The sequence below is a fragment of the Streptomyces cadmiisoli genome, assembly GCF_003261055.1.
Lineage (GTDB): Bacteria > Actinomycetota > Actinomycetes > Streptomycetales > Streptomycetaceae > Streptomyces > Streptomyces cadmiisoli.
Genome location: NZ_CP030073.1, coordinates 8713121 through 8728788, shown reverse-complemented (window position 1 = coordinate 8728788; position 15668 = coordinate 8713121). Strand labels below are relative to the sequence as shown.

Annotated in this window: 15 protein-coding genes and 1 pseudogene; 6 read left to right on the top strand and 10 right to left on the bottom strand. The window is 67.7% G+C overall.

What is annotated here, in order from left to right; translation table 11 throughout:
* Positions 1-117 precede the first annotated feature (117 nt).
* On the bottom strand, positions 118-2850 hold the full coding sequence (locus tag DN051_RS38380) for a cation-translocating P-type ATPase (protein ID WP_112441473.1): 2733 nt from the start codon (positions 2848-2850) through the stop codon (positions 118-120).
* A 415-nt stretch (positions 2851-3265) separates the two neighbouring features.
* Positions 3266-3511 carry a three-helix bundle dimerization domain-containing protein gene (locus tag DN051_RS47910; protein ID WP_381279992.1) on the bottom strand — a complete coding sequence of 82 codons (246 nt, stop codon included), beginning with the start codon at positions 3509-3511 and terminating at the stop codon, positions 3266-3268.
* 824 nt (positions 3512-4335) lie between these two features.
* Between DN051_RS47910 and DN051_RS38375 the strand changes: the two genes are divergently transcribed.
* Positions 4336-5223, top strand: a complete 888-nt coding sequence (locus DN051_RS38375; RefSeq protein WP_112441471.1) for a universal stress protein — start codon at positions 4336-4338, stop codon at positions 5221-5223.
* Between the two features lie 151 nt (positions 5224-5374).
* Here the strand turns inward: DN051_RS38375 and DN051_RS38370 are convergent, their stop codons facing one another.
* Positions 5375-5782 carry an SHOCT domain-containing protein gene (locus tag DN051_RS38370; RefSeq protein WP_112442797.1) on the bottom strand — a complete coding sequence of 136 codons (408 nt, stop codon included), beginning with the start codon at positions 5780-5782 and terminating at the stop codon, positions 5375-5377.
* Positions 5783-6472: 690 nt separating this feature from the next.
* Between DN051_RS38370 and DN051_RS38365 the strand changes: the two genes are divergently transcribed.
* Positions 6473-6826, top strand: coding sequence for a hypothetical protein (locus DN051_RS38365; RefSeq protein WP_053760391.1), 354 nt, complete (start codon positions 6473-6475; stop codon positions 6824-6826).
* Positions 6827-6957: 131 nt separating this feature from the next.
* Here the strand turns inward: DN051_RS38365 and DN051_RS45320 are convergent, their stop codons facing one another.
* From DN051_RS45320 to DN051_RS38355, 3 genes are all read right to left on the bottom strand, one after another.
* Positions 6958-7122: a hypothetical protein gene (locus DN051_RS45320; protein WP_162625079.1), complete on the bottom strand. Its 165-nt coding sequence runs from the start codon at positions 7120-7122 to the stop codon at positions 6958-6960.
* Positions 7119-7658, bottom strand: a complete 540-nt coding sequence (locus tag DN051_RS38360) for a GNAT family N-acetyltransferase (protein ID WP_199315023.1) — start codon at positions 7656-7658, stop codon at positions 7119-7121. Before DN051_RS38360 ends, DN051_RS45320 begins: the two co-directional genes overlap by 4 nt.
* A gap of 445 nt (positions 7659-8103) precedes the next feature.
* The gene (locus DN051_RS38355) at positions 8104-9012 is read right to left on the bottom strand and encodes a universal stress protein (RefSeq protein WP_112441469.1); all 909 of its coding nucleotides are present in this window, start codon (positions 9010-9012) and stop codon (positions 8104-8106) included.
* A gap of 498 nt (positions 9013-9510) precedes the next feature.
* Between DN051_RS38355 and DN051_RS38350 the strand changes: the two genes are divergently transcribed.
* A complete protein-coding gene (locus DN051_RS38350; protein WP_112441467.1) occupies positions 9511-11259 on the top strand; it encodes a SulP family inorganic anion transporter in 1749 nt (582 codons plus the stop codon).
* A 110-nt stretch (positions 11260-11369) separates the two neighbouring features.
* Here the strand turns inward: DN051_RS38350 and DN051_RS38345 are convergent, their stop codons facing one another.
* The 4 genes from DN051_RS38345 to DN051_RS38335 form a co-directional block, all read right to left on the bottom strand.
* A complete protein-coding gene (locus DN051_RS38345) occupies positions 11370-11744 on the bottom strand; it encodes a fluoride efflux transporter FluC (RefSeq protein ID WP_053760388.1) in 375 nt (124 codons plus the stop codon).
* Positions 11741-12271 (bottom strand): fluoride efflux transporter CrcB, encoded by a 531-nt coding sequence (gene crcB, locus DN051_RS38340; protein ID WP_112441465.1) that lies wholly within the window; start codon positions 12269-12271, stop codon positions 11741-11743. The genes DN051_RS38345 and crcB overlap by 4 nt, the downstream gene beginning before the upstream one ends.
* 149 nt (positions 12272-12420) lie before the next feature.
* Positions 12421-12567, bottom strand: coding sequence for a hypothetical protein (locus DN051_RS45315; protein WP_162625078.1), 147 nt, complete (start codon positions 12565-12567; stop codon positions 12421-12423).
* Positions 12568-12705: 138 nt separating this feature from the next.
* Positions 12706-12930: a hypothetical protein gene (locus DN051_RS38335; RefSeq protein WP_053760386.1), complete on the bottom strand. Its 225-nt coding sequence runs from the start codon at positions 12928-12930 to the stop codon at positions 12706-12708.
* Between the two features lie 784 nt (positions 12931-13714).
* On the opposite strand from DN051_RS38335, the gene DN051_RS38330 reads away from it, so the two are divergent.
* The 3 genes and pseudogenes from DN051_RS38330 to DN051_RS38320 form a co-directional block, all read left to right on the top strand.
* Positions 13715-14224 carry an SsgA family sporulation/cell division regulator gene (locus DN051_RS38330; protein WP_162625077.1) on the top strand — a complete coding sequence of 170 codons (510 nt, stop codon included), beginning with the start codon at positions 13715-13717 and terminating at the stop codon, positions 14222-14224.
* 232 nt (positions 14225-14456) lie between these two features.
* Positions 14457-15326, top strand: a complete 870-nt coding sequence (locus tag DN051_RS38325) for an AraC family transcriptional regulator (protein WP_112441461.1) — start codon at positions 14457-14459, stop codon at positions 15324-15326.
* Positions 15327-15351: 25 nt separating this feature from the next.
* Positions 15352-15658: pseudogene (locus DN051_RS38320) on the top strand (YciI family protein); the annotation flags it as partial.
* Positions 15659-15668 lie beyond the last annotated feature (10 nt).

Below are 15668 nucleotides of genomic sequence, written 5' to 3'. Positions count from 1 at the left end.
TCCGGTATGGGCGCGGTAGGACAGCGATGCGGGCGCGGCGAAGGGGGACGCCGGCCAGCACAGCGGGGTACCGGTCATCCCGCGCCGGATTGTCGCGGACCGCCCTTCCGATCTGTCTCATTGCACCGACCGGGCGCTCCGGCTCCTACGGGCGAGCAGCTTGCCCAGTTCCCACAGCAGCAGGAGCGCGAGGGCGGCCAGCAGCGCCCAGCCGAACTGCCGAGCGTTGATCTCCGTCGTCCCGAGGATGCGGCGGAAGCCGTCCATCTGAGTGACCAGCACCGCGAGGACGAACTGGGTCAGTGCCACCCAGTTCATCTGCTTGCTGTCGAAGGTGGACGTCGTCAGCACCGAATCCGTCTCACTGCGACACTCGAACGCGGCCACGATCAGACAGAGCGCGAAGGCGGTGAACGCGATCGACTGACCGGTCTCGACGCTGTCGAAGTGAGCCTGACCGAGTTTGATCAGTCCGAGCAGCACGACAGTGATCGCCAGTCCACCGATTCCGACCGTGAGCAGTACGGGCCGGGTCAGCACCGACTCCCCTCTCGGGCGCGGCCTGCGTCGCATGAGCCCGGGACTCTCCCGGTCGAAGCCGAGCGCGAAGCCGAAGGAGGCGTTGACCACGAAGTGGATCCACAGCACCTGCGGCGGGGTGAAGGGCTCACCGGCGGCGATGTTGAAGATGGTGGCCCCGAGGAACGTCAGGACGAAGGTGACCAGCAGGAGCAGTACGAATCGGATGTACTTGGTGAGGTTGTCGTAGATTCTCCGGCCCTGTTCCACGGCGTAGACGATCGTGGCGAAGCGGTCGTCGGAGAGGATCATGCGTCCTGCGTTCTTCGCCACGTCCGTGCCGCTGCCCATGGCGATACCGATGTCGGCGGCTTTGATGGCCGGCGCGTCATTGACGCCGTCCCCGGTCATCGCCACGACGTCGCCCTTCTTCTTGAGCGTGTCGGCGAGCAGTACCTTGTGCTCCGGCGCGACGCGGCCCACGACACCGATGCCGTCGATGCGCGCGAGTTGCTCGTCCTCGCTCATATCGGCGAAGTCGGCACCGAGCACCGCCTCGCCGGGGATGCCGAGCTGCCGGGCGATCGCCGCACCGGTGGTGACGTCGTCACCGGTCACCATACGGACCCGGATGTGCCCGGCCTGGGCGCCGGCCACAGCGGCCTTGGCATCCTCGCGGGGCGGATCGACCATGCCGACAAGACTGGTCATCCGCACCTCGGTGACGTAGGCGAGCAGGTCGCCGTCCGGATCGAAGCCGGCCGGGTCCAGATCACGGGTGGCCGCGGCCATCACCCGTCGGCCCTCGCCGCCCATCCGCTGGGTCTGTGCCTCGGCGCGCGCGGCCAGCTCGGCGTCCCACGGGATGGACGCGCCCGCCGCGAGCGCGGTGGCGGCCCGCGCCACCACGGCCGGAACCGCGCCTTTGACAAAGCACCGGACCACCGGCCGCCCAGAAGCGTCGAACGCCGAGTGGAAGGTGGCCATCAGCTTGTAGCCCGGATCGAACGGCAGCGTGGCGAGTCGGGGAAGACCCTCCCTGGTGGCGTCGATGTCCAGCCCGGCTTTGTGCCCGAGCACCAGCAGGGCGCCCTCGGTGGGATCGCCCACCACCTCGCCGTCCACCAGCTTCGCGTCGCTGGCCACGACGTACGGCAAGATCGCGTCCTCGATGCCCGCGGCGGAGCCCACGGCATGGTGGACCTTCCCCGCGAGTCCGTAGCCCATGCCCGAGACGGTGTACCGGTCGGTGGGAGTCACGACCTCGACGGCCGTCATCTGATTCATGGTCAGGGTGCCGGTCTTGTCCGAGTTGATCGCCGACGTGAACGCCAGGGTCTCGACCGAGGGCAGTTCCTTGACGATGGCGTTCCGCTTGGCCAGGTTGAGGCTGCCGACGGACAGGATCGCCTGGGTAACGGTCGGCAGCGCCTCGGGGATGGCGGCGATGGCCAGCGAGACCGCGCTGACGAAGAGAACGTCCCAAGCCTGGTCCCGTTGCCGTCCCAGCGCAAACATCACGATCATGGTCAGGCCTGCCGCCCCCGTGATCCACAGCGTCAGAGTGTCAAGCTCCTTGGTGAGCGGCGGTACCTCCTTCCCGGTGGCCGACAGCATCCCGGAGATCTTGCCGACCTCGGTTCCGACGCCGGTCGCGGTGACGACCAGTACGCCGCTGCCGTGCGTGACCGGAGTGTTCATGAACGCCATGTTCGCCTGGTCGCCGGGTGCCGGTCGGGGGCCTTGGAGTGTGCCGGCGTCCTTCGCAGCGGGAACGCTCTCGCCGGTGAGCGCCGACTCGTCGATCTGCAAGGCATTGGCCTCGATGATGCGTCCGTCCGCCGCCACCTGGTCCCCGGCGCCGATGAGCACGATGTCGCCGACGACAAGCTCTTCGGCGGGGATCTCGGCCTCCGACCCGTCCCTGCGCACCCGTGCCGTCGCCTTCATCATCGACTGCAGCGCGTTCATCGCGCTCTCTGCCTTGCCCTCCTGGCGCAGGCCCACGACCGCGTTCAGCAGAGTCAGGACGATCAGCAAGATCGCGGTGGTCCACTCCTTGATGAGGAGCGAGACGACTGCCGCGGCCACAAGCACGATCTGCATGTAACTGCGGTACTGAGTGAGGAACCGGCGCCAGGCCGGAGACCGCTTCTCTTCGGGCAGCGCGTTGGGGCCGTGCGCCGCCAGGAGCTGCGTGGCCCGTCCCGCGGAAAGACCGACCGTCGGATCGACACCGAACGCCGCTACGACCTCCTCAGGATCGCGCGCGTACCACCCGTCCCCCGCAGACGGAGGCTGTTCTCCCACGGAATTCGAACGCACCGTCATCGTCCTGCCTCCGATCCGTGGCCCCGGATGCGTCCGGGCCGGTGCACGCCCGGCCCCTCCGACACGCCTAGCCGCGCTTCTCCTTCGGCCGGTCACCCCGCGCGGCCGACGGCCGCCGGTCGGCGCACGGATCGGCCGGGGTCCCGCAAGGGGCCTCCCGCTCCAGGTCCCGCTTGATAATGAGCAGGTCCTTCCACGCCTCTCCCCCACCCGGGGAAATGAGGATCGATGGCCATCGGGGTGGACGCGCGGATCGCCCCCGCACAGGTCCACGCGAACCGCCTCCGGCCCGCCGACACCACGTACCGCGGCGCCCACTTCGAACCCGGGGCCGACAGCAGGCACACCGTCGACCGAGACATCACCCGTGGTAACCCGATGAAATCCGCGATGCCTTCAGCTCTGTCGTCCGACATCACGATCGGTCCTTCTGAGGTCCGGGTGGAGCACAGCACGTATCAGGGACCGTGCTGCCGTCGATGGCCTGGCCGGGAGCGGTGTGGCAAGCGGCACGGAGCACCTTCCGGGACCGACGTTCGACCAGAATCGGGACGTAGGCTCTGACCCTGGCCTGGTGGAACGAGTCGTATGCGGTCCTGACCGTTGCTTCGACGGTGACCGCGTCCACCGAGGGGTAAGCAACCCTCAGCCGCGCCACCATGTCCCTGATGTACACCAATTCGTCTTGCGAGCCGGGCGGCGGGGCTGTCCGCGACCCTGCGGGATCGGTGCGCTCTCCCGGACCGGGGTGGCGGCTCGAGCCCTCGACGGGGAGGCACGCACGCACTTGAGGGGTCTGCTCTTCGACCATCATGGCCGCATCGCTCCCATGTCCCACGACCTCCAGACCGCAGAACCACACATCCGGCCACAGCCGCGGCAGGATCCCCCACCGTCATTGTGTGCCCGCCCGGACAAGATCGCCTGCTGAGGCCCGGGCGGGAAGCTGCGAAGAAAGTCAGCATCGCGGCCCGGGCCACTGAGACAGGAAACGCGTCCGCCATCACCCCATACGACCAGCCCGGCGAGGCTTCGCCCGTCGACCACGTCACCCCCGTCGATTGACCGGCGCCATCCGCTTCCGGCACGTACAGCCACCTCCGAACCCGCGGCACCTCCACCGCACCACGCACAATCCACGCGAGACCGAGGCCCTGTGCGACCCCGAGCAGCACCTGACGGGCAGAGGCTCAGCGAGCAGGACGCCGCCCTCATCGACGGCGTGAACAGCCGCAGCTGCGAACTCGGTTGGCATTCCGTGAGCGGAGCGGCGCACCCCGCCACCGGAAGATGATCGAATACCTGGAGGACGAGCGGCCGGTGCTACACCGGGCAGGCTGCAAAGCAGTCGCGCAGCATTGCCGGCCGCCAGAGTACGGGCACGGCGCACCAGTCTGAGCGCACCTCGCTCTCCTGGCACGGTGGCGTTGTCGGGGTCACGCTGGTATCGGAAGGTCTTGGGACGTCTGGGTGCCAGGAGACGTGATGAACGGTCCGGTGGTCGTGGGCGTGGACGGGTCGGCGTCGAGTCTTGCCGCGGTGGAGACAGCGGCACGAGAAGCCCGGTTGCGTGGGGCGGGTCTGCGGGTGGTGCATGCGTTCGTGTGGCCGGGCATGCATGTGCCGGTGGATCCGTCGCCACTGGGCCCGCCCGAGGGCGAGATCCGGAAGGTGGTCGAGCGCTTGGTGGGCGAGGCGATGGCGCGTGCCAGGTCCACCGCGCCGGATGTGGACGTCGCCCATGCGGTCGTGATGGGGGAACCGGTGACCGTGCTGGAGGCACAGTCGCGCGACGCTCAACTCGTGGTCGTCGGGTCACGGGGCAAGGGCGGTTTCGTCGGCCTGCTGGTGGGGTCGACCGCGGTACATCTCGCCGCGCACAGCACGTGTCCGCTGCTGGTCGTGCGAGGGGTGGCTGATGACACGGGGCCCGTGCTGCTGGGGGTGGACGGCTCCGCCACGGGCGAGCAGGCGGTGAGTTTCGCCTTTGCCGAGGCTTCCCTGCGCAAAGCGCCCCTGACGGCAGTGCACGCCTGGACCAGGTGGAACGCGGCCCTGCCCGCGCCACAGGATGCCGCGGAGCCGTACGCGAACCCACCCGGCCGGCTTGCCGAGCAGGAGGAGCGACTGCTGGCCGAGGCACTTGCCGGTCACCGGGAACGCAGCCCGGATGTGGCCGTACAGCATCGCGTGGTGCACGGGGGTACCCGCGAGGCGCTGATCGAGGCGAGTCGTGGCGCGCAGTTGCTGGTGGTCGGTGCTCGTGGGCGTGGCGGATTCACCGGGCTGCTGCTCGGGTCGGTCAGCCAAGCGGTACTGCATCACGCGCACTGCCCGGTCGCCGTCGTGCGGGGTGCCGAAGGAGAGCACTGACGCTGTTGGAGATCCGATCGATGCTGCGGCATGTGTCGTCACGCCGCGCTCTGCAACCTGTGCGAGCGCTTGCGTGAAGGCCTGTCCGGTTGGCCCGGCCGTCACCCAGGGCTGTCGTGGGCATCTCGGCACCGGAGGCTTCGTCCGATGATCAGCGAGAGTCAGGCGGTGTCGCCGTAGTGGTACCGCCCGACGGGCCGCTGCCGGTCAGGACCAGTTCTTTCGCTTTCTGAAATTCTTCCGGCGTTATGTCGCCGTGGGAACGCAGCTCGGAGAGCTTGGCGAGTTCATCAGCACTGCTCGGGCGGGCACCTTCTGCCGCGTCCCGGACATAGGCGTCGAACGCCCGGCGCTGCTCGATCACCCGCTCAATCTCACGACGGCCCATGTCCTTGCCCCGGGCGAGCACGTAGACGAAGACACCGAGGAAAGGCAGCAGGATCACAAACGCTAACCAGCCGGTCTTCCCCCAGCCACCCAACGTGTCGTCACGGAAGATATCGAAAACAATCTTGAAGAGCAGGAAGAGCCACATGATCCCCAAGAAGAACCACAGCATGGTCCAAAAGGCACCGAGCAAGGGGTAGTCGTACGCAAGGTACACCCGTGTACTCCCTTCTTCCACCCTCGGGCTTTCACCCGGTGACGTTCTATTGCGGGACAACCGCCGTGGAGGTGACCGGAACACGTACCGCAAATCCGCTTCTGCTTCGATCGCACAGTCGAAGATGACATGAGTGCAGCACTCAGCAAGAACGGGCACGAAATCGCGGATTCAGCTGTGTTTAAAATGCTCCGCGCAGCGCACGGCGCCGCATCGACCCTCCCAGGGTCCGTCGGTCTGGCCAGGCAATCCTGACCCGATCAGCGATCCGCGGAACACCACCTCTTCGATCGATTCTCGGGGCATGGCGCCCTTCTGCATCAACCATCATGCACCCGAACATTCCGGCAGGCCATAGCGAGAACTGCGCCCCAGACGGCAGGACTTCCACAAACCCATCGGTGTTCGAGCGAAAAAGCATCTGCGAGACCACGCGCCCCTGCTCGACGCCACGAAAGCCGCGTCAGAGACTCCGTTCTGCGCGCCCGCCAGCATCGCAAAGTCCCCACTCGAACCAGATGTCTGCACGACGCGCGCCACCAACTGGGGGTGTCTACGCTGAGACCAACGGCCGGACATGCGCTGCGACCCTGCGTCTCGCGGGTGGTGGTTCGGCTCCCCCACAGACCGGAAGGCGGTCCCACCATGGCCACTGCATCCGAGGCGCCCGTACTCGACACGATCGCCGCCATGACCATCGACTCCATGGAGCGCTGCCACATGGACGAGCGGTCGCTCATCTTGAGCCGCATCGCCGCACTCGTCGCCATGGACGCACCAGCGATCTCCTACCTGGCCCACATCGACCCCGCGCTCAAAGCCGACTTCACCGTCGAGCAACTGCAAGATCTTCTCGTCGCCATCGCCCCCGTGGTCGGCACAGCACGCGTCATGTCAGCCGCAGGCCACATCGCCCAAGCCTTTGGTGTCGCGATCGCACTGGCCGACAGCGAAGCCGAAGCCATCGCACAGGCCGAAGCCCAGAGCCGCAACGCCTGAGAACCGAAGCTTGCACGATTCCCACCTGGCTGCGGAGGCACCGCAGCCAGACTGGACTGTCGCACCGGCAGCCGGCTGAACCCACGATTTGCAGCTCGGTGAACTTCTCGATGGCACCTCTGGTCAGGTGCTCATGAAGTCATGACGATGACAGTGCCATCGGCGATTCTGACGAGTCCGTTGCACGCATGGTCCAGATCGGAAACGACAGGTGCGTCCTGGTCACCGACGTCGAACTGGTGGTACTGGACCGGGACGCTTCCGCTGCCCCGTCCGGCTTCGGCCTCGCCGCTCATACCGCGGTGCTCCCCCGGTCAATGGACGCGTCTACTTGATCCACACTAGCGGGCCGAGCGAGGCCCTTGCCATACCAGACCTCCATGTACGGACCAGTGCAATACGCCGGGATCTCGGCATAGCCGTGGCGGACGTACAGTGCGCGCGCCTCGATCAGGTCAAGGCGCGTATTGAGGACCATCTGACAGGCGCCGAGTGTACGGGCCTCGTTCTCCAACAGCTCGAGCAAGAGGCCGGCCCCGTTCCTGCCACGGAAGGCGGGGCGCACATACACGCGGGTGAGCTCAGCCCGCTCGGCGTCCAGCATCAGTAGCCCCCCACAGGCGGCAGCCTCTTCGCCGTAGTGTCCGACGACGAACTGGCCGGTGGGCGGGGCAAGGAGTTCGGCACCGTCCCCGGCCAAGCCCCGGTCAATCTCGTCGGATGTGGCCGGCCGTCTCCAGTAGCGGCTCGCAACCTCGTCGTAGTAGTCGCGACGCAGATTGCTCGCGTTGACCGAATCGAAGGGTTCAGGGGCCAGGGTCCAAGACGTCATGACCCTCTCTAACAGGGGCGCAAGAAGCTTGGCCAACGCATTTCGGCAGCCATGCGGCGGCTTCTCGCGGCGCACCATCCCCTCCCCTGCGCGCGTCGCCGGCCCCGTCCCGGCATCGCTGACTCGTCGGGACTGCGATCTCTCACCGCCCGTTCATGCATGGCACCTGTTGGAGGACCCATGGAAATCGGTCTCGCACTGCCCACAGCCGGGCAGCAGACCTCGCCGGAGACTATCGTCAAGGTCGCCAAGGAGGGACTGAGCACCAGGCGGGCGTGGATTGGCAGTGCCACCTGCGTTTTCATGATCGCAATCCCGGCACGATCGACGGGCAGCTTGCGACCCAGGGCTGGGAGGCGGCACAGAAGCATTTCAAGAACCGCGGCCATGAGGCCGGTGCCGTCGGCGGAGTTGTCGTGAAAACCCGCCGCCTTCTCGGGGTGGATCAGTCGTGCGCGACGACGGCGACTGGAGCCGTGGCGTGATGCAGGACAGCATGGGTGACGGGGCCGATGTGCATACCGAACGGGTGACGGCGGATCCGTCGACCGACGACGACCAACGAGGCGTCACGGGACTCCTCGATCAGGTGACCCGCCCGGCCTCCCCACCGCACCTCCTCGACCACGTCGACGCGGGGATACTTCTGCCGCCACGCCCTGAGCGCCTCGGTCAGCTCGGTGGCCTTCTTGCGGGACACCTCGACGCACCACTCCGTGTCGGCGTCCTCGCCGTAGAAGTCGAAGTACGTGGGCAGCCCCCACGCGTGCACGACGCGCAGAACGCTCTCACGCCGGGCAGCCGCGTCGAAGGCGAAGTCGATCATCGAGGCGTCGAGGGTGGTGAGGTCGAGGCCGAGCACGACGGGCCGGTATCGCGTCGCCGCCGACGGGATACCCGTGGGGTCCTTCTCGTGCTCGTCCGCCGCCTGCCCACCCACCCGCACGAGAACCACGGGACACTCGGCGTGAGCCACGACAGCCAGTCCGACCGAGCCGACAAGAAACCCACCGACGCCGCTCAGTCCTCGTGATCCAAGGACGAGCAGTTCGGCAGCCTGCGCGGCCTCGCACAGCACCTCGCTCGGGCGACCCGCGACGTGCTCAGCCGTCACCACAAGACCTGGATGTCGCAGCAGGAGTCCTTCGGCAGATTCGCGTGGGATTTCGTCGCTCCAGTGCTGATGGGTCTCTCCACCAAGCATCGGAGCCTGCACCAAGGGCTCCGAGACCAGCTCCCAGACGTGAACGAGCTTCAGCGGCAGGATACGCAGCTGCGCCTCACGAGCCGCCCACTCGGCAGCGGCGCGGCTCTCGGGCGAGCCGTCGAGGCCCACAATGATCGCGCGGTCCATGGCTGCACCACCTCCTGAGCGGAAGAGCCGACCATTCAAGTGTCGCTTCCCAAGCCACGGCCGGAAGAGGCCACACCTCACCAGCTGGGGCCGACCAGCCCAAACGCGGCTCGGGCAGCCGACCACGCACAGGCCAGTTGCCGTTCCTTCCGCGATCAGCCGAGCCCGCGCTCGGCGTAAGCGTGGGTAGTCGGCCACCCCGGGTGCCCCCGACCGGCGGTTCGGTGCCGAGCGAGGGACCCGGGAGCCCATGCATCCTGGGGAACGCAGGGTCGCTTACGGCTTCGACGAGCGTGCCTGCTCGTACTACCCAGAGCCAAGAGGTTGACGGCGGAGCTGCGGGGCGTTGCTCGCCACTCAGCCGCGCGACGGCAGCCGGCACCCAGAAACTTTCGAAGATCCGCACTCATTCGGTTGAACAACCCACCGATGGTCCTGCTCGCCCGGACCGGCAGGTCCCACTCGATGCAGACTGGCGCAAACGGTGAAAGGCGACTCATGTCCGACGGCGCGGATGGGAATCCCCGAAGACGGCGTCGCCCATTGCCCGGCCTCAACACGCTATGCCTGGTTGCCCCCGGGCTCGACGCTTTCCTCGGCTACCGGCGTTCGTGGCTGAAGGGCGACCTCCTCGCCGGGGTCACCGTGTCGGCCTACCTGGTGCCGCAGGTCATGGCGTACGCCGGAGTTGCCGGCCTTCCGCCGGTCACTGGCCTGTGGGCGATCCTCCCCGCCCTCGCACTGTATGCATTGTTCGGCACATCACGGCTACTGTCAGTGGGCCCCGAATCGACGACTGCCCTGATGACAGCCACGGTTGTCGCCCCGCTGGCTGCAGGCAGTCCCAGCCGCTATGCGCCGCTCGCCGCCGCACTCGCGGCGACGGTCGGCCTGCTGTGCCTGCTGGCGCGGCTGGCGCGGCTGGGGTTCTTGGCGGATCTGCTCTCCCGTCCGGTACTGATCGGCTACATGGCGGGCGTGGCGCTGATCATGGCCGTGGACCAGCTGCCGAAGTTGACCGGGGTGCGGATGTCGGGCACCGACTTCTTCCCTCAATTGTGGTCTTTCACCAGAAATCTACTGACTGCCGCCCCACCCACCGTTGCGCTCTCCGCCGCCGCGATCGCCTTCCTCTTCACCATGGCGCGGTACATGCCTGCCCTTCCAGGGCCGCTGCTCGCCGTCATCCTGGGCACAGCGGCCACGGCATGGTTCGGCCTCGAAGAGCGATACGGCATCCGGGTGATCGGTGAAGTGCCGTCGGGACTACCGCCCATCGCCGTACCGAACCTGGACGAGCTGCCCCGCTTGATCCTGCCCGCACTCGGCGTCCTCCTGGTCGCCTACTCCGACTTCATCCTCACCGCCCGAGCGTTCGCCAACGCCGGAGGCGAAAAACCGACACTCAATCCCAACCAGGAGTTCATCGCTCTGGGTGCCGCCAACCTCGGCGCCAGCGCGCTGCACGGCTTCCCCGTGAGCAGCAGCGCCAGCCGTACCGCCCTCGCATCCTCCTTCGGTGCCCGCAGCCAGGCATATTCCCTGGTCGCCGGTGCGGTGGTGCTCACCGTGCTGCTCTTCCTCAGCCCTCTACTGGCCCACATCCCGTCCGCCGTGCTCGGCGCACTGGTTGTCTACGCCGCGGCACGCATGATCGACCTCGCCGGGTTCCGCCGACTGGCCTCATTCCGCCACCGTGAACTCGCCCTCGCCCTCGCGTGCCTGCTCGGCGTGCTGGCCCTGGGCGTCCTGTACGGCGTCCTGGTGGCAGTCGGCCTGTCGGTGGCCGAGCTGCTGTCCCGAGTGGCCCGCCCGCACGACGCCGTCCAGGGTCTGGTGCCCGGGGTGGCGGGCATGCATGACGTCGACGACTATGCCGAAGCCCGTACGATCCCCGGGCTGCTCGTCTACCGGTACGACTCGCCCCTGTTCTTCGCCAACGCAGAGGACTTCCGGCGCAGGGCCCTGGCCGCCGTCGCCAGTCAGTCCACTCCGGTCCGCTGGTTTCTTCTCAACATGGAAGCCAACGTCGAGGTCGACATCACCGCCCTGGACGCCCTCGACGAGCTGCGCCATGAGCTCACCCGCCGCGGCATCGTCTTCGCGCTCGCCCGCGTGAAGCAGGATCTCCTGGACGACCTCGAGGCGTACGGACTCGTGGACTCCGTCGGCACGGAGCTGATCTTCCCAACACTGCCGACCGCTGTCGCGGCCTATCACCGCTGGGGCGAGCGACCTGACTTGTAGCCGGTCAGGACACGAATCCCATCGCCTCACCTGAGCCCCCGAGTCCGCGGCACCAGGTCGTCTCCTCCCGCCGCTGCGCGTCAGTGCGCAACCAGAGCCAGGTCTGCCCGTCAGGCCAACAGAGCGGTGGCAAGGGCCGTGGCGAGGTAGGCGGTGCCGAGGCCGGCGACGATGCTGACGAGGGCGTTGGCGGCGGCGAAGTACCTCGAGCCGGTCTCGGCCAGGCGCAGGCTCTCGAAGGAGAAGGTGGAGTAGGTGCTGAGCGTCGCGCACAGGCCGGGGCCGATCAGGTGCTGGAGTGCCTGGGGCACGGTGGTGGCGGTCGCGGCGCCCGTGAGGAAACCGAGGCCGGCGCAGGCAGCGATGTTGACGCTGAAGGTGCCCCAGGGGAAGACGGTGTCATGGCGAGCCTGGACCGCGCGGTCGGTGAGGTAGCGCAGCGGGGCGCCGACGATCGCCCCGGCGATGACCATCAGCCAGTTCACGAACTCCCCCGCTCCGCACTCGCGTGAGGGAGGGCTGCGAGCCGGGTGAGAGCGGCGGCTGCCCAGATCGCCGCGAAGGCGGCCAGCAGGGTGGCAGCCGCGTACAGCAGTCCGGTTCCGGGACGGCCGGCGTCGAGCAGGCGCTGGGTGTCGAGCGTGGCGGTGGAGAAGGTGGTGTAGCCACCGAGGACACCGGTGCCGAGGAGCGGCCGGATCAGGGGGTGGACGGTGAAGCGTTCGGTGATCAGGACCATCAGGATGCCCATGGCGGCGCAACCGGTGACGTTGATCCAGAACGTCGTCCACGGGAACGCGGCGGGTGCGGTCGGCCAGATCAGGGTGGCGCCGTAGCGGGCGCAGGCGCCGATGACGCCGCCGGCCGCGATCGCGGCGAGAATCTCGCTCTGGCGGCGCTTGGGGCTGGGGGCCTTCGCGGGCGGCCACGGGTCGATCGCGGTGTCCGGATCGGCTGGTTCGGCCTGCCAGCCGGAGGTCTGGGTGCCGTGTTCGGGGTGGTCCGGGTGCATGTGTTCAGGCTCCTACCTGATCGTCTCGGTCCGTGCGCGGGCGCGCGGAAGGCTCAGGTAGGGACCGTTGGCGACCGGTGCGGTCACGGTTGGGTACGGCGGGCCCCACCGCCGTGCGGCCGCCCGCACGGGGTGGCTGCACGTCCAGGCTACCGGCCGCGGTCGCACGAACCGGTGAGGTAGCCGGACCGCGCCCCGGCCAGCAGTCCCCAGCCCCCGGCGGTGCACCGGCCGCCGGTCACCCTGACCACGCCGAGGACGACCGCGCCCGCAGCCGCCGCGGCGGCATCACGCAAGAAGGAGCCCTTCACCACAGGACACGGTTTGCCTCCATGCCCGGTCGTCCCTCACGTCATCAGGCACCAGGGGGCCTCCATGGCACTGCGAGGTGAGGCGCAGGCGAGGACCTGGGGGCACGACCAACCAGGCAGCCATCAGGCGCTGCTGAACTCGTGAGCGTGGCCGCCTCGCCATTCCACCCACTGGGGGTCTTCCAGGATCGTCTCGGGGTCGGCGATGCCGGCACCTTCGAGGAACACGACCAGGTCGTGGTCGCTGTAGGCGGTGCCGAGGATCTCGTCCCGGCCGTGGCGGTGCACCGTGACCCGGCGGCCGCCCGTGCTGGACGGCCGGTGCACGACGATCGGCGCACTGGTCACGCCTCCCAGGGTGCCCCGAGCCTGTTCCGTGAGCGAGTCGGCCGGGACAGTCAAGGAATGTCGCCGACCCGGTCGAATGCCGGGTCGCCGGTACGCACTGATCGGTAGCCGAAAGCCGAATGGCGCCTACCTGGAGTCTGACCCGGGCTGTCGTCCGTTGCGGTCATCGTTACGAAAGGACCGGACCGGTTCCACGCGCAGCGACGCTGGTCAATCGAGCGGCAGCCCACGCGTGAGCGCTTTCTCTATCACGTTCCAAGCAGGCGGCCTTTTCAAGATTTCCGCATATTCCGTACGTCATTTCCGCTCTACTGCGCGGAGAGCTTCTTATCTGCTACGAAATCCTAGGTTGGGGTCGGGCATCGTCATACGTATTACTGACTGGCCCCATTGGTCCTTGCCCTATTGGGGCCAGAAGCGGCGACGTGCAGTGCCCGCGCGTCGCGGCCTTCAACTCGCCTCACCTTGTGGGCAGATGCTGTGGCTTGGCCGTCCCGACATCGCCAAGCGGCGCGCCGCAGTGTTCCCGAGGCCTTGATCACGGTTTCCCGCTTCCGGTAAAGGCTTCGCAAAGGAGATATGTGTCACATGCTGCCTTCTGTCACGCCCGGCCATGCCACCCCGGTCAATTGATGTGTGACCTGCGAACACGCCTGGGGGCTGCATGCCGATTGGCCGGAACCCGGTTGGCACGAAGTTCTTGGCTGCACATCCCTTCCGGAAACTGCGCAGACCAGTGAAACCTGATGATTGCCGATCGATGGCAGAAATAAAGGAGGAACACATGACGAGCAAGGAGGCCTTCGATACCCATGACCACAACTGGTCCGATGGTGCAGGTGACAGAATCCAAAAGGCCGACGGCATGCAACCGGAAAGCGCCCGGCGTAGGTCTGTGACGTGCCTGACGCTGATGCGCCTGGTCAAAGCAGACAGGCAGCTGCGTGTCGCGACGCAACTCCGGTACGACAGCGCGGACCCGTGCACGGTGTCCATGCTCTTCAATCTGCACACCGATACGCCTGTCGAGTGGGTGGTCGGGCGCGAACTGCTGTCGGTCGGCCGGTACGAGGTCAGCGGGAGGGGCGATGTCCGGGTATGGCCTTCTCAGCATCTCGACGGGGTGGTGTTCATCTCGTTGCGGTCGGGGGCGGAGACGGAGGTACTGGCGGCTTCCGCGAGAGCGATCGACACCTTCCTCGAACGTACGAACCTGCTCGTGCCCCCGGGAGAAGAAGAGCGGTACCTGGACATGGACGGCGTCGTCCACCAGCTGATGGACGGAGCGTCATGACCGACCGGACGGGCTCGCCCGGCTCGGCACGAGTCCACGCTCCGACAAGACTCTGTCCGCGAGCGGCACAGCGCGAGCTGGCAGCCCGGACGGTACTGACCGTGAGCCTTCGATCCCTGGTTGCGGGCCTGCGTCTGCTGCGTGTCGGTCCAGGGGCATGATCGGATCGGTTCGCAGCGGTCGGGTCCGCCCGGGGTACCTGCTGCCAGGGTTGGAGCCGAAAGGAGGCCTCATGATCTCGGCACTCAACCAGCTTGTCGATCTCGTCGAGAAGCACCTCACAGAGGAGCCCGACGTCCAGGGGTTGGCAGGAGCGCTCGGCACGACCGAATACCACCTGCGCCGGATGTTCTCGTCGTTGGCCGGCATGCCGCTGTCGGAGTACGTGCGACGGCGGCGCATGACCGTTGCCGCCGCCGACGTCGTCCGGGGCGAGGCGGATCTGCTGAGCATCGCCGTCCGGCACGGATACGGCTCGAGCGAGGCGTTCGGACGTGCGTTCCGGGCGGTCCACGGTGCCGGCCCCAGTGACGTGCGCCGCGACGGAGGCCCCTTGCGCACACAACCGCAGCTCAGGTTCCGCCTGACCGTCGAAGGGAGCATCCCCATGGACACCCGTCTCGTCAACCGACCTGCGTTCCGGCTGGTCGGACACGCAACCCGGGTCCCGCTCATCCATCAGGGCGTCAACCCGCATATCCAGGAACACATCGCCGCACTGCCGCACGAAGAACACCTGCGGCTCAAGGCCCTCAGCGACACCGAACCGGGAGGCCTGCTGCAGGTCTCCGACGACCTCGATCCCGACGGGGTGGAGGGCAGCGAACTGACCTACCTGCACGGAGTCGCCCTCAGCCGGGACACTCCGACCCCTGACGGCCTCGACGCCATCGAGGTACCGGACGGAATGTGGGCGGTCTTCCGTACCAGCGGACCGCATCCGCAGGCGCTGCAGACGACCTGGGCGGCGACCGCGACCGATTGGTTCCCTGCCAACCCGTGGCGGCTGCGACCGGGTCCCTCGATCGTCGCCACCCTCGAGCGCGCGGACGACTTCAGCACGGCGACCTGCGAGCTGTGGATGCCCGTCGAACCGGCGTGACGCACTGTCGAGGCGAGGAATTCCCGGGAGTGTGCGCATCGTCGACCTGCTCGATCCCGCCGCTGCCCGCGCCTTCGACGAGCCCAGCTATCGCGCCGGCGCGTGCCAGGACGTGATGCTGCGCCGGTGGCGCAGCACGCTGGGGCGCACGATGCGGGATTTCCCCGGTGGGCGTACCGGTGGCAATCACTATCTGGTGTTCGGCCTCGGTCTGGCCGGGTACGGCGCGTGCTGGTCCGGTCCTCGGACCCGGACCAGCACGCGCCGTCCTGACCGCCGGCCGTGACGCCGACATCGAGGTGCACAGCCGGCAGTTCGTCGGACGGCCCTGACGTACAACCA